Source organism: uncultured Streptococcus sp. (genome assembly GCF_963528215.1).
Classification (GTDB): Bacteria; Bacillota; Bacilli; order Lactobacillales; family Streptococcaceae; genus Streptococcus.
The window spans coordinates 64121-85300 of the sequence record NZ_CAURVL010000001.1 but is presented as its reverse complement, the minus strand read 5'-3'; the positions used below and the strand labels follow the sequence as shown (position 1 = coordinate 85300).

The 21180-nt window shown below is 49.2% G+C and carries 23 protein-coding genes; all 23 read left to right on the top strand.

The window, feature by feature from the left end:
- The first annotated feature begins 20 nt into the window (after positions 1–20).
- Positions 21–755, top strand: coding sequence for an energy-coupling factor ABC transporter permease (locus RWS24_RS00420; RefSeq protein WP_185760026.1), 735 nt, complete (start codon positions 21–23; stop codon positions 753–755).
- Positions 752–1057: an energy-coupling factor ABC transporter substrate-binding protein gene (locus tag RWS24_RS00415; RefSeq protein ID WP_002901129.1), complete on the top strand. Its 306-nt coding sequence runs from the start codon at positions 752–754 to the stop codon at positions 1055–1057. The genes RWS24_RS00420 and RWS24_RS00415 overlap by 4 nt, the downstream gene beginning before the upstream one ends.
- 115 nt (positions 1058–1172) lie before the next feature.
- Positions 1173–1847: a CbiQ family ECF transporter T component gene (locus tag RWS24_RS00410; RefSeq protein WP_125377371.1), complete on the top strand. Its 675-nt coding sequence runs from the start codon at positions 1173–1175 to the stop codon at positions 1845–1847.
- 62 nt (positions 1848–1909) lie between these two features.
- Positions 1910–2725 carry an ATP-binding cassette domain-containing protein gene (locus tag RWS24_RS00405; RefSeq protein WP_314364499.1) on the top strand — a complete coding sequence of 272 codons (816 nt, stop codon included), beginning with the start codon at positions 1910–1912 and terminating at the stop codon, positions 2723–2725.
- Complete coding sequence (locus RWS24_RS00400) at positions 2710–4209, top strand: cobyric acid synthase (RefSeq protein WP_314364497.1); 1500 nt, start codon at positions 2710–2712, stop codon at positions 4207–4209. Before RWS24_RS00405 ends, RWS24_RS00400 begins: the two co-directional genes overlap by 16 nt.
- The gene (locus RWS24_RS00395) at positions 4206–4781 is read left to right on the top strand and encodes a cob(I)yrinic acid a,c-diamide adenosyltransferase (RefSeq protein WP_314364496.1); all 576 of its coding nucleotides are present in this window, start codon (positions 4206–4208) and stop codon (positions 4779–4781) included. The genes RWS24_RS00400 and RWS24_RS00395 overlap by 4 nt, the downstream gene beginning before the upstream one ends.
- An 11-nt stretch (positions 4782–4792) precedes the next feature.
- Positions 4793–5224, top strand: coding sequence for a bifunctional precorrin-2 dehydrogenase/sirohydrochlorin ferrochelatase (locus tag RWS24_RS00390; protein WP_002896443.1), 432 nt, complete (start codon positions 4793–4795; stop codon positions 5222–5224).
- A 15-nt stretch (positions 5225–5239) separates the two neighbouring features.
- On the top strand, positions 5240–6493 hold the full coding sequence (gene hemA / locus RWS24_RS00385; protein WP_314364494.1) for a glutamyl-tRNA reductase: 1254 nt from the start codon (positions 5240–5242) through the stop codon (positions 6491–6493).
- Positions 6480–7400, top strand: coding sequence for a hydroxymethylbilane synthase (gene hemC, locus RWS24_RS00380; RefSeq protein ID WP_314364493.1), 921 nt, complete (start codon positions 6480–6482; stop codon positions 7398–7400). The genes hemA and hemC overlap by 14 nt, the downstream gene beginning before the upstream one ends.
- Positions 7385–8110 carry a uroporphyrinogen-III synthase gene (locus RWS24_RS00375; protein WP_314364491.1) on the top strand — a complete coding sequence of 242 codons (726 nt, stop codon included), beginning with the start codon at positions 7385–7387 and terminating at the stop codon, positions 8108–8110. The genes hemC and RWS24_RS00375 overlap by 16 nt, the downstream gene beginning before the upstream one ends.
- Entirely contained in the window at positions 8097–9068 is a 972-nt protein-coding gene (hemB, locus tag RWS24_RS00370; RefSeq protein WP_314364488.1) for a porphobilinogen synthase, read from the top strand. Before RWS24_RS00375 ends, hemB begins: the two co-directional genes overlap by 14 nt.
- Positions 9069–9111: 43 nt before the next feature.
- A complete protein-coding gene (gene hemL, locus RWS24_RS00365; RefSeq protein WP_314364486.1) occupies positions 9112–10410 on the top strand; it encodes a glutamate-1-semialdehyde 2,1-aminomutase in 1299 nt (432 codons plus the stop codon).
- Positions 10403–10987 carry a bifunctional adenosylcobinamide kinase/adenosylcobinamide-phosphate guanylyltransferase gene (cobU, locus tag RWS24_RS00360; RefSeq protein ID WP_314364484.1) on the top strand — a complete coding sequence of 195 codons (585 nt, stop codon included), beginning with the start codon at positions 10403–10405 and terminating at the stop codon, positions 10985–10987. The genes hemL and cobU overlap by 8 nt, the downstream gene beginning before the upstream one ends.
- Complete coding sequence (gene cobS / locus RWS24_RS00355; protein ID WP_314364482.1) at positions 10984–11712, top strand: adenosylcobinamide-GDP ribazoletransferase; 729 nt, start codon at positions 10984–10986, stop codon at positions 11710–11712. Before cobU ends, cobS begins: the two co-directional genes overlap by 4 nt.
- Positions 11709–12281: a histidine phosphatase family protein gene (locus RWS24_RS00350; protein WP_314364480.1), complete on the top strand. Its 573-nt coding sequence runs from the start codon at positions 11709–11711 to the stop codon at positions 12279–12281. The genes cobS and RWS24_RS00350 overlap by 4 nt, the downstream gene beginning before the upstream one ends.
- Positions 12282–12336: 55 nt before the next feature.
- Positions 12337–13440, top strand: coding sequence for an NADH-dependent flavin oxidoreductase (locus RWS24_RS00345; RefSeq protein WP_314364479.1), 1104 nt, complete (start codon positions 12337–12339; stop codon positions 13438–13440).
- A 116-nt stretch (positions 13441–13556) separates the two neighbouring features.
- Positions 13557–15152, top strand: a complete 1596-nt coding sequence (locus RWS24_RS00340) for an ABC transporter substrate-binding protein (RefSeq protein WP_314364477.1) — start codon at positions 13557–13559, stop codon at positions 15150–15152.
- Between the two features lie 3 nt (positions 15153–15155).
- Positions 15156–15938: an ABC transporter ATP-binding protein gene (locus RWS24_RS00335; RefSeq protein ID WP_314364475.1), complete on the top strand. Its 783-nt coding sequence runs from the start codon at positions 15156–15158 to the stop codon at positions 15936–15938.
- Complete coding sequence (locus RWS24_RS00330) at positions 15935–16705, top strand: dipeptide/oligopeptide/nickel ABC transporter ATP-binding protein (protein WP_314364472.1); 771 nt, start codon at positions 15935–15937, stop codon at positions 16703–16705. Before RWS24_RS00335 ends, RWS24_RS00330 begins: the two co-directional genes overlap by 4 nt.
- The gene (locus RWS24_RS00325) at positions 16695–17678 is read left to right on the top strand and encodes a M14 family metallopeptidase (protein ID WP_314364471.1); all 984 of its coding nucleotides are present in this window, start codon (positions 16695–16697) and stop codon (positions 17676–17678) included. Before RWS24_RS00330 ends, RWS24_RS00325 begins: the two co-directional genes overlap by 11 nt.
- The gene (locus RWS24_RS00320) at positions 17671–18666 is read left to right on the top strand and encodes an ABC transporter permease (protein ID WP_314364468.1); all 996 of its coding nucleotides are present in this window, start codon (positions 17671–17673) and stop codon (positions 18664–18666) included. Before RWS24_RS00325 ends, RWS24_RS00320 begins: the two co-directional genes overlap by 8 nt.
- Positions 18659–19468 (top strand): ABC transporter permease, encoded by an 810-nt coding sequence (locus tag RWS24_RS00315; protein ID WP_314364466.1) that lies wholly within the window; start codon positions 18659–18661, stop codon positions 19466–19468. Before RWS24_RS00320 ends, RWS24_RS00315 begins: the two co-directional genes overlap by 8 nt.
- 85 nt (positions 19469–19553) lie before the next feature.
- Positions 19554–21161 carry a nickel ABC transporter substrate-binding protein gene (gene nikA / locus RWS24_RS00310; RefSeq protein WP_314364464.1) on the top strand — a complete coding sequence of 536 codons (1608 nt, stop codon included), beginning with the start codon at positions 19554–19556 and terminating at the stop codon, positions 21159–21161.
- Positions 21162–21180: the final 19 nt, after the last annotated feature.

Genomic DNA, 21180 nt, shown 5'->3' with positions numbered 1-21180 from the left:
TCTTAGTAAAGGAAAAAAACATGAAACTATTGAAAAATAAAAAAGTAACTTTTGTTGTCTTGCTGGCTATTTTGGCGGTACTGAGTACCCAGTCTGTGTCAGCTATGCATATCATGGAAGGCTATCTTCCACTCTTTTGGTGTATCTTCTGGTTCGCTGTTTTCCTGCCTTTCTTTGTAGTCGGCTTGATGCGCATCAAGAAAATCGTTGCAGAGGATCCAAATTCCAAGACCATGCTGGCCTTGTCTGGTGCCTTTATCTTTATCCTGTCTTCTTTGAAGATTCCGTCTGTTACAGGATCTAGCTCGCATCCGACCGGGGTTGGTCTGGGGACAGCTATGTTTGGCCCATCCGTTATCAGCGTTTTGGGAACCATCTGCTTGCTCTTCCAAGCCCTCCTCTTGGCTCACGGCGGATTGACAACTTTGGGTGCCAATGCATTCTCAATGGCAGTGGTTGGTCCATTTGTCGGTTATTTCGTCTACAAGTTTGCTAAATCCATCAAGCTGTCTACGCCGGTATCTATCTTTATCTGTGCTGTGATTGCGGACTTGGCTACTTATGCGACAACTTCTATCCAGCTCGGTTTGGTCTTCCCAGATGCTAACAGCGGTTTTGTTGGTTCTGCACTGAAATTCATGGGTGTCTTCTTGACTACTCAAATCCCAATCGCTATCGTAGAAGGATTACTGACAGTTGTCCTCTATAACTTGATCTCAGAAAATATCAAAGAAAGAGCAGGTCTGTTCAAATGAAAAAATACAAGAATCTCATCTTAATCTTGGCTGCAGTAGCAGTCACTCTAGCTGCCTTTATCTTTGCCCCTAAGGGTGTGGAATACAGTGGAACAGATGACGCTGCTGAAAAAACCATTAGCTCTATCCAAAAAGACTACGAGCCTTGGTTTTCACCGATTTTTGAGCCAGCAGGTCCAGAAGTAGAAAGTCTGCTCTTTACCCTGCAAGGCAGTATCGGAGCGGGTATCATCTTCTATGTCATTGGTTACCACAAAGGGAAAAAACAAGGCCAACAAAAGGAAAACTCTGAACATAAATAAAAGTCTTCAACAGTAAGAGCGAGCTCTGGTTCCTGATAGAGATTAAGCCTATTTGGGACCGGAGTTGCTCTCTACTGTGGCATTGCAAAACATAGCTAGAAAGGAGGGCTTCCTCATGTTTGCGATTGATAAATATGCCTATCAAAATCGGCTGAAAAATCTGCCGGTTGCTTATAAATTTGTCATCTATGTACTCTTGTTAGCTGTCAGCTTTTCTGGTGTCAGGAGTCTGCAGCTAGGGCTCATTATCTTGGTGGCGCCTCTGACTTGCTTTGTGGCTCGGCTTCCGTGGCTGCGCTATCTCAAGTGGTATCTGCATGCCAGTATCTTTATCCTGATTAGTCTCTTGACCTTTGTCTTGACCTATCAGAATAGTCAGGAGCAGCTCTTGCTGGCCTTGCCTGTAGGTCAGGGCTATCTGGGCATCAGCCAATCCTCTGTTCAGCAGACCATTTTTATCCTCTTGCGCATCTATTCATCCTTGGTTTCGACCTATTTCTTTGTCCTAACGGTGCCTTTTGCTCAGATGCTGCGGCTTTTTAAAGCTATGCACGTCCCGCGGGTACTGCTAGACTTGATTGTCCTCATGTATCGCTTTATTTTCCTGGTCTTCTATGAGTTTGTGACCATTCGGGATACCCTGGACTTGAAATTCTCCTTTTACAATAAAAGGAAGCAACACCAGGCCTGGGGCAGATTAGCCAATACTCTCTTTGTCAAACTGCTGGATGATAATCAGCATTTAAATGAAGTGTTGACGCTAAGATTTGATGCAGAGCACAGTGAATAATGAAAGCGCATTTACAAGAAGATTGCTTTTATACTATAATGGAAAGTAGATAGGAAACTCAGATGTTACAAGTAAAGAATATTTCCTTTGCCTATGACGAAAATCCAACACTGCACAATATTTCTATGGACTTCGAAGAAGGTCGGATTACCGGCATTTTGGGAGTTAATGGCTCAGGCAAGTCTACCATCATGAAAATCATCACCCGCCTGCTCCAACCGCAGAAGGGCAGCGTTTTATATGATGGTCAGCCTGTGGGCGACTCTAAGAAGGCTTTGTTCCAGTATCGGCAGCATGTCAATATGGTCTTTCAGAATCCAGAGCAGCAGCTCTTTTATACCATTGTGAAGGATGATATTGGCATGGCCTTGGAAAACTTAGGCTATGAAGAAGACGAGATTGCAAGCAGAGTAGCGACGGCTTTAGAGATGATGGACATTTCCCATCTGCAGGACAGACCGCTGCAGTATCTGAGCTACGGCCAGAAAAAGCGGGTGGCCATCGCTGGTATGCTAGCCCTGCAGCCCAAGTATCTGCTGCTTGATGAGCCGACAGCTGGACTGGATCCAAAAGGACGGGACCAGATGGCAGCAACCATGAAAAAGCTGGTCCAGGCTGGGACAAACATCATCGTATCCAGCCATGACATGGATCTGATGTATGACTGCTGTGACTATGCCTATCTACTGCAGAAGGGGCATTTGATAGCGGAGGGCAGCAAGTTTGATTTCTTCCAGCAGGGAGATCTGCTAGTAGAGGCAGGCTTGGCTGTACCTTGGATTGTCAAGCTTCATCAGACCATCCAGACGCCACTGGCAGAAAATGAAGCTGCTTTCTTTGAGCAGCTAGGAGGAAATGTAACATGGTCAAATCATTGATGGTACAGGGGACTGCCTCAGATGCTGGGAAGAGCATTATAGCGGCTGGGCTCTGCCGGATTTTTAAGCAGGATGGCCTAGAAGTGGTGCCTTTTAAGTCGCAGAATATGGCGCTTAATTCCTTTATCACCAAAAAAGGAGATGAAATGGGTCGGGCTCAGGTCGTTCAGGCTGAGGCAGCTGGCAAAGAGCCGGATGTCCGCATGAACCCAGTCCTGCTCAAGCCCACGTCTGACCGCAAGTCCCAGGTCGTCTTTTTAGGCCGGGTACTGCGGGATATGGATGCCGTCGAATACCATGAATACAAGCAGCAGCTCCTGCCTAAGATTAAGGAGGTCTATGAGGAGCTGGGCGCTGAGAATGATATCATCGTCATTGAGGGCGCTGGTAGTCCAGCTGAAATCAATCTCAATGACCGAGACATTGTCAATATGGGCATGGCCAAGCTAGTTGATGCGCCAGTCATTTTAGTGGCGGATATTGATAAGGGAGGCGTCTTTGCCTCTATCTACGGAACGATTGAGCTCATGCCGCCTGAGGACCGCAAGCGAATCAAGGGTGTTATTATCAATAAATTCCGAGGCGATGTGGCCCTGCTGCAGTCTGGTATTGACATGATTGAGGAGCTGACTCGGGTGCCGGTTATCGGAGTCGTGCCTTATGCCCAACTGGATATTGACAGTGAAGACAGTGTGGCCCTGGTACAGAAAAGCCGGCGCTTTGATAGCAGAAAGAGTCTGGATATCGCAGTTGTCAGCCTCAAGCGCCTGTCTAACTTTACGGATTTTCATAGTCTAGAAATCCAGCCGGATGTTTCTGTCCGCTATGTCCAGCCTGGTGATGCAATCGGTCGGCCGGATCTCTTGATTCTGCCGGGCAGCAAAAATACCATCGAAGACATGAACTACCTACGCGAGTCTGGTCTTGAAGCCGAAATTCTCGAGTGTCTGGAGCAGGGCGTGCGAATCTTTGGTATCTGCGGCGGCTATCAGCTGCTGGGGCAGAAGATTAGCGATCCGCTGCACCTTGAGTCCGATTTAGAAGAGACTAGGGGTCTGGGAATTTTAGAGACAGAGACGGTGCTTCAGCCGGTCAAGAGGACGACGCAGGTCAGAGCCCTGCATGAGGGGCAAGAACTAGAAGGCTACGAGATTCACATGGGGGAAACCCAGCTGGCGGATAGCCTGGAGCCATTTTCCATCATCAAGGAACAAAATGGTGAAGCAACCGAGCGTCTAGATGGAGCAGTGGCTTATGGCGGTCAGGTGCAAGGAACCTACCTTCATGGGGTCTTTGACAATCTAGAATGGACTCGTCAGTACCTGAATGAACTTCGGCTGGCTAAGGGCTTAGAGCCGCTAGAGGACCAGCTTGTCAGTATCAAAGACTTTAAAGATAGAGAGTATGATAAGTTGGCAGACGTCCTGCGCCAGTCTTTGGATATGGAGCAGATTTATCAAATCATCAACAGAGAAGAAAAATGAGAATTTATACGAAATACGGAGACAAGGGCTTTACACGGCTCTACGGTGGGGACCGAGTATCCAAGACCCATATTCGGGTCGAAGCTTATGGAACGATGGATGAGTTATGCTCTCATCTAGGCTATGTCGTATCTGAGATGCGCGACTATCCTGTCTTGGATGACCTGCGTCTGGAATGCGAGGAAATCCAGCAGCATCTCTTTGACTGCGGCAGCGACTTGGCTACGCCGCGGGAGTTACGCCCCTACAAGCAAGAGCCAGCCAATGTCAGCTGGCTGGAGGAGCGGATGGACGAGTATATGCATATTCCTCCGAAAATCGACCGCTTTATCATTCCGGGTGGCCATCGGATTGCCAGTCTCCTGCATGTGGCCCGCACCATGACCAGACGCCTGGAGCGGCGCATGGTGGCTGTTATAGAGGCAGATGAAGCGGTCAATGAGATAGGATTGATCTACATCAACCGCCTGTCAGATTACTTTTTTGTGCTGGCTCGATTGGTCAATGACCGCCTAGAGGAGCCAGATACGGTCTACAAACGCAGCGCGAAAATCTTTCGGGAAAAGAAATAGGAGAAGCTAGCATGTATCCAGTCATGATTAATATCAGAGAGAAGAAAGTCGTGGTAGTGGGAGGCGGCAAGGTCGCAGCGCGGAAGATTAAGACCCTGCTGGCTGAGCAGGCTGCTGTGACAGTGGTCAGTCCGACTCTGCATGCTGATATTCCGCAGGCGGAGATCCAATGGCTAGCTAGACCCTACCAGACAGGTGATTTGGAAGGCGCGAAACTGGTCTTTGCCTGTACAGATCAGGCGGAAGTCAACCGTCAGATTATGGAGGATGCGGCACCTAGCCAGCTAGTAAACAATACGGGCGACAAGACCTTTTCCGACTTCTACAATGTAGCCATTGCGCGAAAGAAGGATGTGTCTGTCATGATCTCGACCAATGGCCTCTCGCCCAGCCGTTCCAAGGAGATTCGCAAGAAGATAGAAGCAATTTTAGACCAACTTTAAAAGAAGGAAAGAAGCATGCACCTATTATATGTGGGTTTGACCCATCGGGAAACACCGCTGACAATTTTGGAAAAAGCGCACTTTTCAGATCAAGAGGGGCTCAAAGCTCTAAAGCTCCTGAAAAGAGAAAAAAGTATCTTGGAAAATATCATCCTGTCCACCTGCAATCGGACCGAGCTCTATCTGGTGGTGGACCAGCTGCATACTGGCCGCTACTATTCCAAGCATTTTTTGGCGGACTGGTTTCAGATTCCTGTCAAGGAGCTGGAAGAGTATTTAGTCTTTCGTGAGGGGGATGAGGCCTTGCGGCATCTGCTGCGGGTCTCTATCGGATTGGAATCCAAGATTGTCGGTGAAAGTCAGGTCTTGGGCCAGCTCAAGCAGGCTTTCCTGACAGCGCAAGATGCTGGTACGACTGGAATTGTCCTCAATCAGGCTTTCAAGCAGGCGCTGACCTTTGCCAAGCGCATGCATGATACTTATCGAATCAATGACCGGCCTATTTCTATCGGCCTGACGGCTATCCAAGAATTGGACCGACTGGGGCTGGATTACAGCACTAAAAAGGTAGCTGTTATCAGTTTGGGAGAGATTGGTCAGCTGGTGACTAAGTATGCTCTACAGCGGCCTTTCAAGTCAGTTATGCTGCTCAATCGGACGGTCAGCAAGGCTCAGCCTTTTCTGACAGAAGGCAGAGTGTCTGCCCATGGCTGGGATGAATTGGAAGCAGTACTGGCGGATGCGGATGTGGTCTTTTCAGCGGTTAAAACGGAAGAATACATTATCTTTCCCTCCATTCTTAAGGAGGGTGCAATTGTATTTGACCTTTGTCTGCCTCGTTCCTGCCATCCGAGCTCGTCTCTGAAGCTCTATAATATCGAAAATCTAACCAATCAACTGGAGCAATATAAGGCAGAGCGGCAGGAGATTGCCGGTCAGATTGCTTTGGAGATTGATGAGGAGTTGGTCAAGTTTGCTGACTGGCGTCAGCAGCTGGGTATTATTCCTCTGATTCAGGAAATCAGGGATAAGGCTTTGGAAGCTCAAGCTTCGGCCATGGAAAGCCTTAATCGTAAGTTTCCGGATTTGACCGAGCGGGAGCAGAAGCAGATTTCCAAGCACATGAAGAGTATTATCAACCAAGTCTTGAAGGAGCCAATCTTGCAGCTCAAAGAGCTGTCAGTCGGAGAGCATTCAGACTATGACATTGCCTTGATTGCCAAGATATTTGGCTTGCACAGAGAAAGGGGAAAAGATGAAGGTCATTAAGGTAGGAACCCGCAAGAGTAAGCTGGCCATGACCCAGACCCAGCAGTTAGTAGATCAGCTCAAGGAGCTCCATCCAGAGCGGGATTTTGTCCTCGTTCCCTATACGACAAAAGGAGATCGCTTGACCCATGTCAGCCTCCAGGAAATTGGCGGCAAGGGAGTCTTTGTCAAGGAAATAGAACGAGCCCTCTTGGCTGGTGAGATTGATATGGCGGTCCACAGTCTCAAGGACATGCCAGCTAAGCTAGCTGAGGGCTGTGCGCTCGGTGCGATTAGTCAGCGAGAAGATGTTCGGGACTGCTTGATTTTCCGTCAAGCTGGCCAGACGCTGGTGGACCTGCCTAAGGGCGCTCTTATAGGAACCAGCAGTATTCGCCGGCAGGTTCAGCTGCAGGCTCAGAGGCCGGATCTGACGTTCAAGCCACTTCGGGGCAACATTGATACACGCATCAAGAAGCTGGAAGATGGTGAATACGATGCGATTGTCTTGGCTATGGCTGGACTTAAACGTTTGGGCTGGCTGGACCAAAGCCATCTTCACATTCAGCCTTTAGAGACCAGTCTTTGTCTGCCAGCTATTTCTCAGGGCGCTTTGGCAGTGGAATGCCGGGAAGAGGATGAGGAACTGCGGCAACTGTTGGCAACTGTTCAGAATGAGAAGACAGCTGCTGAAGTGGCAGTTGAGCGGGCAGTTTTGGCTCAGATGAATGCAGACTGTACCTTCCCTATCGCTGCTTTTGCCCAGAAAAAAGGTCAGGACTATCACTTAGATGCCATGCTGGCCAAGGAGGACGGTCAATGTGTCTTTGTCAGCCTTCAAGGGCAGGATGGCCAGCAATTGGCAGAGCAGGCTGTGCGCCAGTTAGCCGATAAGGGAGCAGTAGGAATGCCATGGTTAAAAAAATAATCTTTACCAGAGAGCAGGCGCCGGACTCTGCCTGGCTAGAAAAGATCAGACAGGCTGGATTTGAGACGCATCATGTCCCTCTCATCCGCTGTCAGTCTCTGCCCTTACCAGAAGCTGTCCAAGCAATTCTGCCAGAAGCTGGCTGGGTCTTCTTTACCAGTGCTGTCGCGGTGGAGGCTTTCAGTCCCTATCTTCAAGCTGACTACCAGATTGCGACCATTGGGCCTCAGACCAGTCAGGCGCTGGATAAGCTAGGCCGAGACTGTGATTTTCAGGCCAGCAGCCACTATGGTCTTGACTTTATTCAGGAGTGGCTGGATTTGGCTCTGCCGACGCAGAAGATCTTGCTGCCCCAGAGTAGCTTGTCCAATCCCAGTTTGGCTGAGAAATTAAAAGAAGCAGGTCATGATGTCTGGGCTTGGCCTATGTACGAAACGACCTCAAATCCTGCTGGTCAGGACCAGCTCGAGACCTATCTGTCCCAGGAGGATGTGATTTGGACCTTTGCCAGTCCATCGGCTTGGCAGAGTTTTTGTGCTATTAAGCCCCATCTAGCATCTAGCCATCAAATTGCAGTGATTGGCCAGACAACGGCTCAGGCAGTCAAGGAGTCTGGCTATGGGGTAGACTACCAGCCCCAGAGTCCTTCTGTTGAGGAAATGGTCAAGGAAATAATCAAGAAAGAAGAGAAAAAGCATGGAATTTTATAGACATCGCAGACTGAGAAGAAGTAGCGGTCTGCGGCAGCTGGTTAGAGAAACCAAGCTGTCTGTGGATGATTTTATCCAGCCCTTGTTTGTCAAGGAAGGCTTGACTGAAAAGCAAGAAGTTGCCTCCATGCCTGGAGTTTATCAGTTCTCCCTCGAGGATTTGCTGCCAGAAGTTCAGGAATGTGTGGACTTTGGCATTCGGGCTTTTATCGTCTTTGGCATTCCGTCAGAAAAGGACGAAAGAGGCAGTCAGGCTTCAGCTGAAAATGGCATTGTGCAGGAAGCTATCCGTCTAATCAAGAAGCATTTCCCTGAGACGGTCGTCATTGCAGACACCTGTCTCTGTGAGTTTACCAGTCACGGCCATTGCGGTATTTTGCGAGGGGAGGAAGTGGACAATGATCTGTCTCTGACTAGACTGACAGAAGTTGCTGTCAGCCAAGCCAGGGCTGGAGCAGATGTCATTGCTCCTTCCAATGCCATGGACGGTTTTGTGGCGGCTATCCGTCAGGGGCTTGATGCGGCGGGCTTTGAAGACATTCCCATCATGTCCTATGCGATTAAGTTTGCCTCTAGCTTTTATGGGCCTTTCCGAGATGCAGGTGAGAGTGCTCCGGCCTTTGGCGACCGCAAGACCTATCAGATGGATCCGGCCAATCGCTTGGAGGCTTTGAGAGAAGCCAAGAGCGATGAGGAGCAAGGAGCAGACTTTCTCATGGTTAAGCCGGCTCTGGCCTTTCTGGATATCCTCAGAGAGCTACGACAGGAGACTAAACTGCCTCTGGTGACCTATAATGTCAGTGGAGAATACGCTATGGTCAAGGCAGCAGCCCAGCAGGGCTGGATCAATGAAAAAGCCATTGTTATGGAAATCTTGACCAGTATGAAGCGGGCTGGTGCAGACTTGATTATCACCTATTTTGCCAAGGATGCGGCCGGCTATCTGAGAGAAGGATAGAGACTGCGGAAAATCAGCAGTTTTCTAGATAAGGAGGACCAACTTGAAGAGAGAACATTCCAACCAATATTTCACAGAGGCTCAAAAGCTCTTTCCAGGCGGGGTCAACAGTCCTGTCCGGGCTTTTAAGGCCGTTGGAGGCCATCCGCTTTTTATCGAAAAAGCCAGCGGAGCCTATCTGCATGATGTCGATGGCAACCGCTATATTGACTACGTCCTGTCTTGGGGGCCTATGATTTTGGGGCATGCTCCTAAGGATGTGTTGCCAGCAGTTGAGGAAGCTATTTGGGAGGGGACCAGCTTTGGTGCTCCTAGTCCCAGAGAGATTGCCCTCGGCCAGCTGGTGCAGGAGCGCCTGCCTTTCATGGAAAGAATGAGGATGGTCAATTCGGGAACGGAAGCGACCATGAGCGCCATTCGGGTAGCGCGTGGGGTGACCAAGCGTTCTAAAATTGTCAAATTTATCGGCTGCTATCACGGCCACAGCGATTCCTTTTTGGTTCAGGCTGGTTCAGGCTTGGCCAGCTTTGGGATTGCTGATTCTGCCGGAGTCATTGCTCAGGTAGCTTGGGAAACTCTGGCTTTGCCTTACAATGATACAGATGCTCTCAAGACTTGCTTCGAAAAGTACGGAGACGACATTGCCTGTGTCATTTTAGAAGCAGTTGCGGGCAATATGGGCTTGATTCCAGCGGATGCGGATTTTATCAGTACTATTCGCTCCCTCACTCAGGAATACGGCTCTCTCTTTATCGTGGATGAGGTCATGAGTGGTTTCCGAGCTCATTATCAGGGGGCAGTCGGCCTCTATCAGACAGAGCCAGACCTTGTCTGCTTGGGCAAGGTTATCGGTGGCGGCTTCCCAGTCGCAGCCTTTGGCGGTAAGGCTGTCTATATGGATCAGGTAGCTCCCCTAGGCAGCATCTATCAGGCCGGCACTTTGTCGGGCAATCCAGTCGCCATGACGGCCGGTTACGAAACGCTGAAACAGCTGACACCTGAGCTCTTTGCTGAGATTGAAGAGAAAACAAGCTACCTCTGTGATGGCTTACGAAGTCTAGCCGATAAGTACAGCATCAGTCTGCAAGTCGTGTCCAAGGGAACCATGTTTGGCTTCTTCTTCAGTCAGAAGCCGGTTCGTAACTTTGAGGATTCTAAGGCGGCTGACCATGCTCAGTTTGCAAGACTGCACGGTCTCTTGCTGGGAGAGGGCATTTATCTGGCACCATCTCAGTATGAAACCAATTTTATGTCCAGTGCCCATACTAGAGCGGACCTAGACCAGACCTTGGCGGCCTTTGAGCGGGCATTTCAAGCAATGAAAGAAGAAGTAAATGGCTAAGATTGTGTTAGTGACGGGCGGTGCCAGAAGTGGCAAGTCGGCATTTGCAGAGGAGCAGTTAGCTGACCGAGAGCAAGTTTGCTATATTGCGACTGGCCTGCCCCGAGGAGATGATCCAGAATGGCAGGAGCGGATTCGGTTGCACCAAGAACGCCGGCCGGCTTCCTGGACGACTCAGGAGCAGTATGCTGGGCTAGCGGACTGGCTGCGAGAGCAGTCGCATCCAGTTTACCTGCTGGATTGTGCCACCCTTCTGACTAGCAATCGCCTCTTTGATTTGATTGCTCAGCATTTTCCAGACAAGCTGGAGCTGACCGAGGAACACTTTCTCAGTCGGCAGGAGCAGTCTTTCCTGCTGCAGCTCTTGGAAGAAGAATGGCAAGAGCTTTTGTCTACAATCCGTCAGACTGATGCTGAGTGCTGGATTGTAACGGACGAGGTTGGACTGGGTATTGTCCCAGAGACTAGACTAGGACGCTTCTTTCGTGATGTGCAGGGCAAAATCAACCAACTGATTGCAAAGGAGGCGAGTGAGGCTTATCTAGTCATCTGCGGCCTCGCTCAGCAGTTGAAATGATAAAGGCATTGATTATCTATACTCAATTTTTTAGCCGGATTGTGATTCCAAAGGCAGTGGATATTTCCTATCTGCGACGGGGGCTTCCTTTTCTGACCCTCTTTGGTCTCTTGCTGGGTTTGATTTCAGGAGGATTTTATTTTCTGACGAGCCTAGTTCTGCCAGGAATGATTGCTTGGGTTCTGACCCTTGCTTTCGATGTTCTGCTGACAGGTGGTTTTCACTTAGACGCTCTGGCGGATACGGCAGACGGTCTCTTCTCCTCTCGTAAGAAGGAGCGGATGATGGAGATTATGAAGGACAGCCGGATTGGCAGCAATGGCGTACTGGCACTCATTCTCTACTATGCTCTGATGCTGGTTCTCTACCCTTATCTGCCAGAGCCTCGCTGGTTTATCGTGGCCAGTCTGACCATGATTGGCAAGGCTGGTCTGAGCTTACAGCTCTACCGGATGGCCTACGCCAGAGAAGGCGGCGGCTCGGGAAATTTCTTCAGTGGCAGCAAGACCAGTCATATCTTACTAGCCCAGTTACTTCCCTTGCTACTATCTATTCTGGTCTTCCGCTGGAAAGGACTCTTGGCCCACAGCTTGGTAGTTCTGGGAGCAATCGGCTATCGTCGGTTCGTTTATAATAAAATTGACGGCCACACAGGCGATACGCTGGGAGCCTATGTCGAAATTGCCCAGCTCCTCTATCTCTTAGGATTGGTGGTGCTAGGATGAAAAGATGGTATCTGATGCGGCATGGTCAGACAGACTACAACCGCAGGCGCTGTTTCTACGGCAGCCATGATGTCTCTATTAACGAGCAAGGTCAAAAAGATGCCAAGCAGCTGGCGCTGCTGATGCAGGAGCACCCAGTTGATGTGATTTACACCAGTTGTCTCAAGCGGACGCAGGAAACAGCCCAGCTGGCTTTTCCAGACAGGCAAGTTCAGGCCATAGCTGATTTTGACGAGCGTGGCTTTGGACAATGGGAAGGTTTGACAGCTGATCAGATTGAAGCGGCTTTTCCAGAAGTCTGGCAAGCTTGGCTGGAAGCCCCCTTTGAGGTCACGCCTCCTAAGGCAGAAGTTTTCGCCGACTTTCAGACCCGAGTCTGGAGTGCAACGGACTGCTTGCTGGAGAGCGGGGACGAGTCAGTGGCTCTAGTCGCTCATTTGGGAGTGTTGCGCTTGATTTACCAACATTTGGTTGACCCAAAGGCGGTTTTTTGGAACATTGATGTCCCCCAAGGACGAGTGCTGCTCTTGGAAGAGCGTGACCAGACTTGGCAGGCGACCTTACTCTAAGGATTTATTATAAAAAAACAAACAATATGATTTATCTTGGGAAAGAGGTGATCAGATGAATACACAGATTCAGGATAAATTTACTTTTAAAAATGGTCAGACTATGCGCAATCGCGTTGTCTTGGCTCCTATGACCATCTGCGCTAGTGAGCCGGGTGGCTATGTATCTCAGGCAGATATTGATTTTTTTGCCCGCCGGTCTAGGTCGGTTGGTATGGTCATTACTGGCAGTACCTATGTCCATCCTCTGGGCAAGTCCTTTGCGGAGAGCTTCAGCGGCGCCGAGGACGATAAGATTGAGGGGCTTAGCCGTCTGGCCAAGGCCATCAAGGACCAAGGGGCTCTGGCTATTGTTCAGCTCTATCATGGTGGTCGTATGGTTCTGCCTGATTTGATTGACGGTCAGCCAGTAGCACCCAGCGCTGTCAAGGCTCCGCGCGATTATTTGGCAGAGCCGAGGGCGCTCAAGAACGCTGAAGTGGAGCAGGTGATAGAGGACTTTCTGTCAGCTATTAGACGGGCAATTCAGGCTGGCTTTGACGGAGTCGAGCTTCATGGTGCCAATACCTACCTAATCCAGCAGTTTGTCTCTCCCCATTCCAATGTCCGTCAGGACAAGTGGGGCGGCAGTCTTAACAACCGCCTGCGCTTTCCAAAGACCTTGCTGAAAAGAGCCAAGCAACTAGTCAAAGAAGAGGCTAACCGCCCATTCCTGATTGGCTACCGCTTTTCTCCAGAAGAACTTGAGGAGCCAGGAATCCAGCTTTATGATACCCTGCAGTTACTAGAGCAGCTTATCTATCATCAGGTGGACTATCTGCATATTTCAACCTCTGATGTCTGGCGCTCGTCCATCAGAGATTCCCAGGACTCAGAGCCAGTGATTGAGAAAATTATCAGAAAAATTAATAATCGAGTGCCCCTAATTGGTGTCGGTCAGATAGAGACCAAGCAGGATGCCCAGCGTGTATTGGATGCGGGGATTCCGCTCTTTGCCCTCGGCAAGGCCCTGCTCCTAGACCCAGACTGGACAGAAAAGGTTGTCTCTGGCCGAGAGGCAGAAGTCATACGAGCTTATCGCGATGAGATGCAGGCTGACCTGGCTTTGCCAACTGCCTTTGTCGAAGATGCCCGAAGCTATCTGGAAGGAAAAGACTAAGACAAACAAATCACTAAGGAGGAAAGAGAATGAGCAATCATTTGTTTTTCACTCGTTTGCTCTCTCATCTTCAGGACATAGAACCACCTTAGACAGAGAGCCAATAGTATCTAGATTTGACTAGGACAGACCGTCTTAAAGTAGTTTACAAAATAGAAAAGGAAGTTGAATATTTTATGAAACATTTTAAAAAAATAATGGCTCTAGCCTTGGCAGGCCTAGCCCTAGCCTCCTGTGTAAACCCAAGCAAAACCAGTGAGCCTACTGGCGATAGTGGCAGTAAGACTGTAACTATCGGTTATACGCAATTTCCAGCAAATGTAGATCCAGCAGCGGAATACAATGGCTGGTTCACGGTCCGTTACGGAGTGGGAGAAACCCTCTTTAAGATGGACGACAAACTTGAGGTAAAACCTTGGCTGGCTGAGAAAATAGAAGCAGTCTCAGACCTAGAGTGGAAAATTACCCTCAAGGATAAGGTGACTTTCCAAAATGGTGAAAAAATGACCGGTGAAAAGGTTAAAGCCTCTCTGGAACGCTTGATTAAGACAAGCGAACGGGCAGCATCAGATATGGGCATTGACAGTATCTCTGCGGAGGGTCAAACCGTGACCATCAAGACAAAGGCTGTGCAACCGATCATGGCTAATCTCTTGGCAGAGCCATACTCCGCCATTGTCGATACGACTGGCAAGAGTGCATCTGACAAGGCTCCTGTCGGAACTGGCCCTTACATGGTGACCAAGTACACTCCTGAGAGCGGAGCAGAGCTCAAGGCTTATGATGACTACTGGGATGGCAAGCCAAAAGTTGCTAATCTGAAGATCAAGTACTTCTCTGATCCGACAGCTATTTCTGCAGCCCTCAAGTCTAAGGAAGTGGATGCCGTCTATGGTCTGCCTTACGCAAATCTAAGTACCTATGCTTCCGATAAGAACTACAAAATCTCTGAGGTAGAAGGTTCCCGCTACCTAGCTTATTACTATAACTTTGAAAATCCTTATGTAGCAGATGATAAGTTCCGTCAGGCTTTGGATACCTTGGTAGACAAGAAAACCTACTCAGAATCCCTCTTTAAAGGATCAGCTGTGCCAGCCGTTGGACCTTTCCCTACAGGTTTCGCCTTTGCCCTGCAAAAGAGCGTCCATGAATTTAACGTAGAAAAAGCTAAAAAACTCTTGGATGAGGCTGGTTACAAGGATACTGACGGTGATGGCTACCGTGAAAAAGACGGTCAAAAAGTCAGCATTGAGCTGCTGTCCTTTACCCGTCTGCCTGAAATGCCGCTGGCTGTAGAAGCAAGCCAACAACAGCTCAAGGAAGTCGGAATCGAAGCGACTATCAAGAAGGTTGAAGTTAGTGCCGTTGCCAGTGAAAAGGACTATGCCTTCACACCTTACGCGGTGGTAGCAGCTCCCATCGGAGATCCATACGCTTTCTTTAACAGTGCTGTTAAGACAAACGGAGCAGCTAATATCGGTCACTACAGCAACCCAGAAGCTGACAAGAAAATCGAAGAGTTGGCGACTGAAACGGATCCAGCTAAGCGCAATCAGCTCAGCAAGGAAATCCAAGAAATCATGGACAAGGACTACGGCTTTACCATTATCGGCTTCTTCAAGGTCGCTCTGGTAATGGACAAGTCCGTCTCTGGTCTGGAATCCCATCCGACAGACTACTATCACGTCAGCAACAAACTATCAAAGGAATAAAACATGCTGGAAATAAAAGATCTTCTGGTTCAGTCAGCAGATAAAGTCATTCTCAATCGGGTCTCCCTCTCTCTTGCTGAGGGGGAGTCCCTTTCGATTGTGGGCGAGAGTGGCAGTGGCAAGTCCACCCTGCTCAAGATGCTGCTGGGTCTCCCTCTCAGGGGGCTGACAGTAACAGAGGGCAGTATTACCTTTGAGGGGCAGGAAATCAAGCCCCAAGACCACCGTATTTATCTGCCTTTTGTTGGCCGAGAAGTAGCCTGGATTAGTCAGCATGCCAGTCTCAGCTTCAATAACCGCCGTAAGATCAAAAAGCATTATCAGGACCTGGTGAAAAATCAAGGTCAGCAAGCAGTAAATCTCCGTCCCTTGGAAGAATGCCTAGAGATGGTGGGGCTGCTGCCTGAAAAAGTCGTCAATAAGTATCCTTTCGAGCTCAGCGGTGGTATGATGCAGCTAGTCGGTGTAGCGCTGGCTCTAGCAAGCAGACCCAAACTGCTGCTGGCTGATGAGCCAACCAGCGCTCTGGATGTCCTGTCGAAAATGAAGTTGCTTGATCTCTTGAGCAAGCTTCATCAGGAAGAAAAGATGGCCATTCTCTTTGTCACACATGATATCAGCGTAGCTGAGCATCTGGCGCAAAAAGTAGTCGTCATGAAAGAAGGACAGATTGTCGAGAGCGGTCCAGCCCATCAAGTTCTCTGCTATCCTAAGCAGGCCTATACCCAGAAATTGCTGAAGGCTGTGCCCAAGCTGGCAGAGTTTAGAGAAGGGGAGCAGCTATGAGTCAAGTATTGGTCGGTCGCCAGCTGACCTACGAGTATGGTCAGATTGGTGATAGGAGAATCGGTGTCTTTGATATTGATATTAGCTTGGGAAAGGGACAGGCTTTGGGTCTGGTCGGTGAATCAGGTTCAGGTAAGAGTACTATTGCCAAGCTCATCTGCCGCTTTTTAAAGCCGGACCAAGGGGAGCTGACTCTACTGGGCAAGCCAGTCTCTGCCTACAAGGACAGGGACTACTATGCTCGGGTCCAGTACATCGCCCAGCAGCCCCAATCGACCTTTCATCCCAAGCGCAGCATTCAGCAGAGCCTAGAAGAGGTCTGTCGAAACTTCTCTCTCTATCAGCAACCGTCAGATAGAAAGCAGGCCATCCATGACTTGCTGACCTCGGTCGGTCTGACAGCTGAGCTTGCTCAGCGGCTGCCGTATCAGCTGAGCGGAGGAGAATGCCAGCGGGCAGCCATTGCCCGTGCCCTGCTGATTAATCCTGATGTGCTTATCTGCGATGAAATCACCAGTGCCTTGGATGTGACTGTTCAGTATGAAGTCATGCAGCTGCTGGCAGATATTAAGGAGCGCTCGCAGACCTCCTTTCTCTTCATTTCACATGACATCGCTCTGGTCAGCAATTTTGCAGAGGATTTGATCGTCCTCAAGGACGGAATCGTGCAAGAAAAGGGCAGCATGCGAGAGGTCGTCTCTGCTCCCAAGAGTGATTATACCAAGCTCTTGCTCAGTCAGTATAGGGAGGATAAAGATGAGGATTAAGCAACAACTAGACTCTATGGCTCCTTGCAGCAGCTATCAAGGCAGTCTGCCCATCACAGATGAGCTGGCTATCCAGTACACCCTGCTCAAAGGACAGGCCTCCCAGCCCTTGCTGACTATTAGTGCGGCAGTTCACGGCTGTGAGTATGTTGGAGTCAAGGCGCTGATGGACTTGGCGCATGAGTGGGACTTTAACTTTCAGGGCTCTGTCCTCCTCCTGCATGCAGTCAATGTCAGCGGCTTCTGGGCTCGGGAGACGACGCTTGTACCTGAGGACGGCCTCAATCTGAACAGGATTTTTCAGAATCAAGAGCCAGTTTCCAGCCTCAGCTATCAGATTCGGTCTGTGATTGAGAGCCAGGTCTTTAGCGCTGGTGATTTCCTGATTGATCTCCATAGCGGTAATCGGGAAGAACTGCTGACACCGCATGGATACTACTCTCTGCGGGCGAATCCAGAGGTAGTTGAAAAGTCCTATCAGATGCTGCAGGCTTCTGGGACACCGATTATCTATCAATCTCAGGACCGCGGCAATCTCTACCACGCCGCCTCAGTAGACTATGGACTGCCTAGCATCCTACTGGAGCAGGGAGAAAACGGCACCTGTCTGCCAGAGGATGTGCTGGCCATGAAGCAGTCGGTCAAGCAAGTTGCCCGCTATCTTTTTGAAGGGACTATGCCCTATTACCAGCAGGCACCCTTGATTCTAGATGATAGTTATTATCTGACCTGTCAGAGGTCGGGCTGCTGGATGTGCTTTGTCCGGCCCAATCAAACAGTACAGGCTGGTCAGGTCATCGGCGAAATCTGTGATATTTATGGCAATATTTTGGAAAAGGTGACTGCCATGGAAGATGGACTGGTCCTCTATCAGAAAGCGGCCCTGGTTGTCCACCAGGGAGAAGTGCTGCTGGCCGTAGCCAGTAAAAAGACTGAAAGCTACCAGACATCTGAAAGGGAGCCGCATGATTAAATTTATTATCAAAACTATTCTGCAATTCGTCCTCATCCTGCTCTGCGTCAGCTTTATCTCCTTTTTGTTGGTCTACCTAGCACCGGGTGATCCGGCTGAGAGCATTCTCAATGCTCAGGGCATTCCTTTTACCAAGGAATTGCTGGAAATCAAGAGGGCAGAGATGGGTCTGAATGGCAGCTTTATAGAGCAATATCTGGCCTGGCTGGGCAGGATTGTCCATGGCGACTTTGGTGTGACCTATAATTCTGGAGCTTCGGTCTGGGAGCAGCTGGTTTTCTATTTTCCCAATACAGTCTACCTAGCTTTTTATACCCTGCTAGCAACTCTGGGAATTTCCCTGCCGACGGCTCTCTACACATCCTACCATGCTGGAAAGCCGGTTGATCGCTTCCTGATGGCAGGTCTGGCCTTCCTGAATGCCATTCCTAGCTTTGTTATGGGGATTATCCTGATTCTGATTTTTTCTGTTCAGCTTCACTGGTTTCCCATTCAGGCAACGGCTAATGAGCTGGGTCTAGTCTTGCCAGTCATGACACTGGCCATGATCATGTCTACTCGCTATATCCCGCAGCTGCGGACCGCTTTGATAGAAATACTGCATTCGCCAGAAGTCGAAGGTGCGCGAGGTCGGGGGATTCGAGAAGGACATATCCTATTGCACGATGTGATTTACAATGTCCTGCCCTTTCTCCTGACCCTAGTCAGCCTCTCTCTGGGTTCGCTCTTGGGTGGCGTGGCTATTATTGAGCACCTCTTTTCCTGGCCAGGCATCGGTAAGATGCTGATTGGCGTCGTCGCCAATCGGGATTATCCTCTTGTTCAGGGGGCAGTCCTCTTTATCACAGCTGGGGTCTTGACTGTAAATCTAGTCTTTCAGCTGCTCATGGTTTGGCTCAATCCTCGCGCCCGACTGGCTCAGGAAAATCCCAAACTGCTGCCGCGCATGAAGAGACTAAAAGCAAGCAAGGAGGGTTCGTATGGATAAGAAAATCAATCGAAAACTCCTGATTTTAGGCGGCCTCATCGTCCTGGCCTTGGCCCTCTCCTCCTTGGCTCCTCGTCTCTTGGGTGACAGTTTGACCAAGGTCAATCTGGGACAAGCCCTGCAAGGACCGAGCAGCAGTGAGTGGTTCGGAACGGACGCTCTGGGTCGGTCTGTCTTTGCGCGTGCAGTAAGCGGAGGTGCGGAAACGGTTCTGCCGGCCCTGATGATTCTAATGCTGATTGCGGCGGTGGGCTCCTTTATCGGGGTGACCAGTGCCTTCATCGGCGGGAAATTCGACCAGCTCATCTTGCTGGTAATCACGGCTTTTCAGTCTTTTCCATCTATCATTTTGGTCATTGCCATCGTCAGTATCTTGGGCATCGGTCTCCAGCAGACCCTCATCGCTATCTGCCTGACGGCCTGGACCAAGTATGCCTACCTGATGCGCTCCATGACCCTACAGCTGAAAAATGAACCCTATATCCAGTCCTCGAAAATGTATGGCAATAGTTTTTGGACGACTCTGAAAAACTATTATTTCCCCAGTCTTTTTCCTCAGATTCTGACGACCATGAGCTTTGACATCAGCACCATTATCATGGAAATCGCTGGTCTCAGCTTTGTCGGATTGGGAGCTCAGGCACCGTCGCCTGAGTGGGGAGCCATGATCAATGACGGCCGGATTTACATCCAGGAAGCTCCCTGGATTGTGGTCTTCCCTTGTATCTTACTGATTCTGACCATTCTCCTCTTTACCAAGTTCGGAGATGCTCTCAACAGCAAGTACAACCGCATGAATTGATCATAAAAAAAACATAAACTATAGCCCCCTATCTCTTGGGACTGCGATCATAAAAATATGAATACAAGAAAGTGATTCAATAAAAATGAGAAAAAAACTATTTTTATTAGTTGTCCTCTTGCTGCCCTTATTCTTGGTAGCCTGCCAGCAAAACTCAAACTCATCCAAACAGGTCGGTGAGAAAGACAAACTCACCATGGTCTGGGGAGAGGACTTTGGGGATGTCAATCCTCACCGCTACAATCCAGACCAATTTGTCATTCAAGATATGGTCTATGAAGGCCTAGTCCGCTACGGTGACAATGGTAAGATCGAGCCAGCCTTGGCTGAAAGCTGGGATATCAGCGAAGATGGTAAAACCTATACCTTCAAGTTGAGAAAGGCAAAATTCTCAGACGACTCTGACTTTAATGCTGAGAATGTCAAACGGAATTTCGATACCGTCTTTTCAGAGGAAAATAAGAAAAACCACACTTGGTTTGACTTTACCAACCAGCTGGAAAGCTATCGAGTTGTAGATGAGCATACCTTTGAAATTAAGCTCAAACAAGCCTACAGTGCGACTCTCTATGATTTATCAATGATTCGTCCAATCCGCTTCATAGCTGATGCTGCCTTCCCTGATGGAGATGATACGACCAAGGACAACCTCAAGAAGCCAATCGGAACCGGTCAATGGGTTGTCAAAGACAAGAAGCCAAACGAGTACATCACCTTTACCCGTAACGAAAAGTACTGGGGTGAAAAGCCTAAACTGAAAGAAGTAACTGTCAAGATTATCCCAGACCCACAAACCCGTGCTCTTGAGTTTGAGTCTGGCAATGTTGACTTGATCTATGGAAATGGCGTTATCGGTTTGGATAACTTTGCTAAGTATGCCAAGGATGATAAGTACACGACAGACGTATCTCAGCCAATGTCCAGCCGCCTCATGCTCTTAAATGCCAAGCAGGAAATCTTCAAAGACAAGACTGTCCGTCAGGCGATGAACCATGCGGTTGATAAGAAGTCTATCGCGAAAGACATTTTCCGCGGAACAGAAACACCAGCTGATACCATCTTCTCTAAATCTACCCCTCACTCTGACGCCACTCTGACTCCCTATGAATACGATATCGAGCTGGCTGAAAAGATGCTGGATCAAGCAGGCTGGAAGAAAGGTTCTGACGGTATTCGTGAAAAAGACGGCAAGAAATTGAGCCTAAATGTTCCTTATATCTCGTCTAAGGCGACAGACAAGGACTTGGTTGAGTACTTCCAAGGCGAATGGAAGAAAATCGGAATTGACGTTCAGCTTAAAGCGATGGAAGAAGATGACTATTGGGAAAATATTAAGACTGGCGACTTTGATTTGATGCTAACCTTCTCTTGGGGAGCACCTTGGGATCCACATGCTTGGATGACTGCCCTGACTTCACCAGCTGACCATGGCCACCCAGAAAATGTTTCCCTAGAAGCTCTGCCATCTAAGCCAGAAATTGATAAAATTATCAAGGCAACTCTGGTCGAACCAGACGAGGCAAAAGTCGATGAAGGTTATAAGAAAGTCCTCACCATGCTCCACGATGAAGCTATCTATATTCCAATCACTTACCAGTCCGTTGTTTCCGTCTACCGCAAGGGAGAACTCGAAGGCATGCGCTTTGCCCCAGAAGAAAATGCTTTCCCACTGCGCTATATTGAGAAAAAATAAAAGCTGACTTCATAACTGC

Bases quoted from the DNA above. Each gene is read 5' to 3' on its own strand.
- RWS24_RS00420 (WP_185760026.1), top strand. From the start codon at position 21: ATGAAACTATTGAAAAATAAAAAAGTAACTTTTGTTGTCTTGCTGGCT.
- RWS24_RS00415 (WP_002901129.1), top strand. From the start codon at position 752: ATGAAAAAATACAAGAATCTCATCTTAATCTTGGCTGCAGTAGCAGTC.
- RWS24_RS00410 (WP_125377371.1), top strand. From the start codon at position 1,173: ATGTTTGCGATTGATAAATATGCCTATCAAAATCGGCTGAAAAATCTG.
- RWS24_RS00405 (WP_314364499.1), top strand. From the start codon at position 1,910: ATGTTACAAGTAAAGAATATTTCCTTTGCCTATGACGAAAATCCAACA.
- RWS24_RS00400 (WP_314364497.1), top strand. From the start codon at position 2,710: ATGGTCAAATCATTGATGGTACAGGGGACTGCCTCAGATGCTGGGAAG.
- RWS24_RS00395 (WP_314364496.1), top strand. From the start codon at position 4,206: ATGAGAATTTATACGAAATACGGAGACAAGGGCTTTACACGGCTCTAC.
- RWS24_RS00390 (WP_002896443.1), top strand. From the start codon at position 4,793: ATGTATCCAGTCATGATTAATATCAGAGAGAAGAAAGTCGTGGTAGTG.
- hemA (WP_314364494.1), top strand. From the start codon at position 5,240: ATGCACCTATTATATGTGGGTTTGACCCATCGGGAAACACCGCTGACA.
- hemC (WP_314364493.1), top strand. From the start codon at position 6,480: ATGAAGGTCATTAAGGTAGGAACCCGCAAGAGTAAGCTGGCCATGACC.
- RWS24_RS00375 (WP_314364491.1), top strand. From the start codon at position 7,385: ATGGTTAAAAAAATAATCTTTACCAGAGAGCAGGCGCCGGACTCTGCC.
- hemB (WP_314364488.1), top strand. From the start codon at position 8,097: ATGGAATTTTATAGACATCGCAGACTGAGAAGAAGTAGCGGTCTGCGG.
- cobU (WP_314364484.1), top strand. From the start codon at position 10,403: ATGGCTAAGATTGTGTTAGTGACGGGCGGTGCCAGAAGTGGCAAGTCG.
- cobS (WP_314364482.1), top strand. From the start codon at position 10,984: ATGATAAAGGCATTGATTATCTATACTCAATTTTTTAGCCGGATTGTG.
- RWS24_RS00350 (WP_314364480.1), top strand. From the start codon at position 11,709: ATGAAAAGATGGTATCTGATGCGGCATGGTCAGACAGACTACAACCGC.
- RWS24_RS00345 (WP_314364479.1), top strand. From the start codon at position 12,337: ATGAATACACAGATTCAGGATAAATTTACTTTTAAAAATGGTCAGACT.
- RWS24_RS00335 (WP_314364475.1), top strand. From the start codon at position 15,156: ATGCTGGAAATAAAAGATCTTCTGGTTCAGTCAGCAGATAAAGTCATT.
- RWS24_RS00330 (WP_314364472.1), top strand. From the start codon at position 15,935: ATGAGTCAAGTATTGGTCGGTCGCCAGCTGACCTACGAGTATGGTCAG.
- RWS24_RS00325 (WP_314364471.1), top strand. From the start codon at position 16,695: ATGAGGATTAAGCAACAACTAGACTCTATGGCTCCTTGCAGCAGCTAT.
- RWS24_RS00320 (WP_314364468.1), top strand. From the start codon at position 17,671: ATGATTAAATTTATTATCAAAACTATTCTGCAATTCGTCCTCATCCTG.
- RWS24_RS00315 (WP_314364466.1), top strand. From the start codon at position 18,659: ATGGATAAGAAAATCAATCGAAAACTCCTGATTTTAGGCGGCCTCATC.
- nikA (WP_314364464.1), top strand. From the start codon at position 19,554: ATGAGAAAAAAACTATTTTTATTAGTTGTCCTCTTGCTGCCCTTATTC.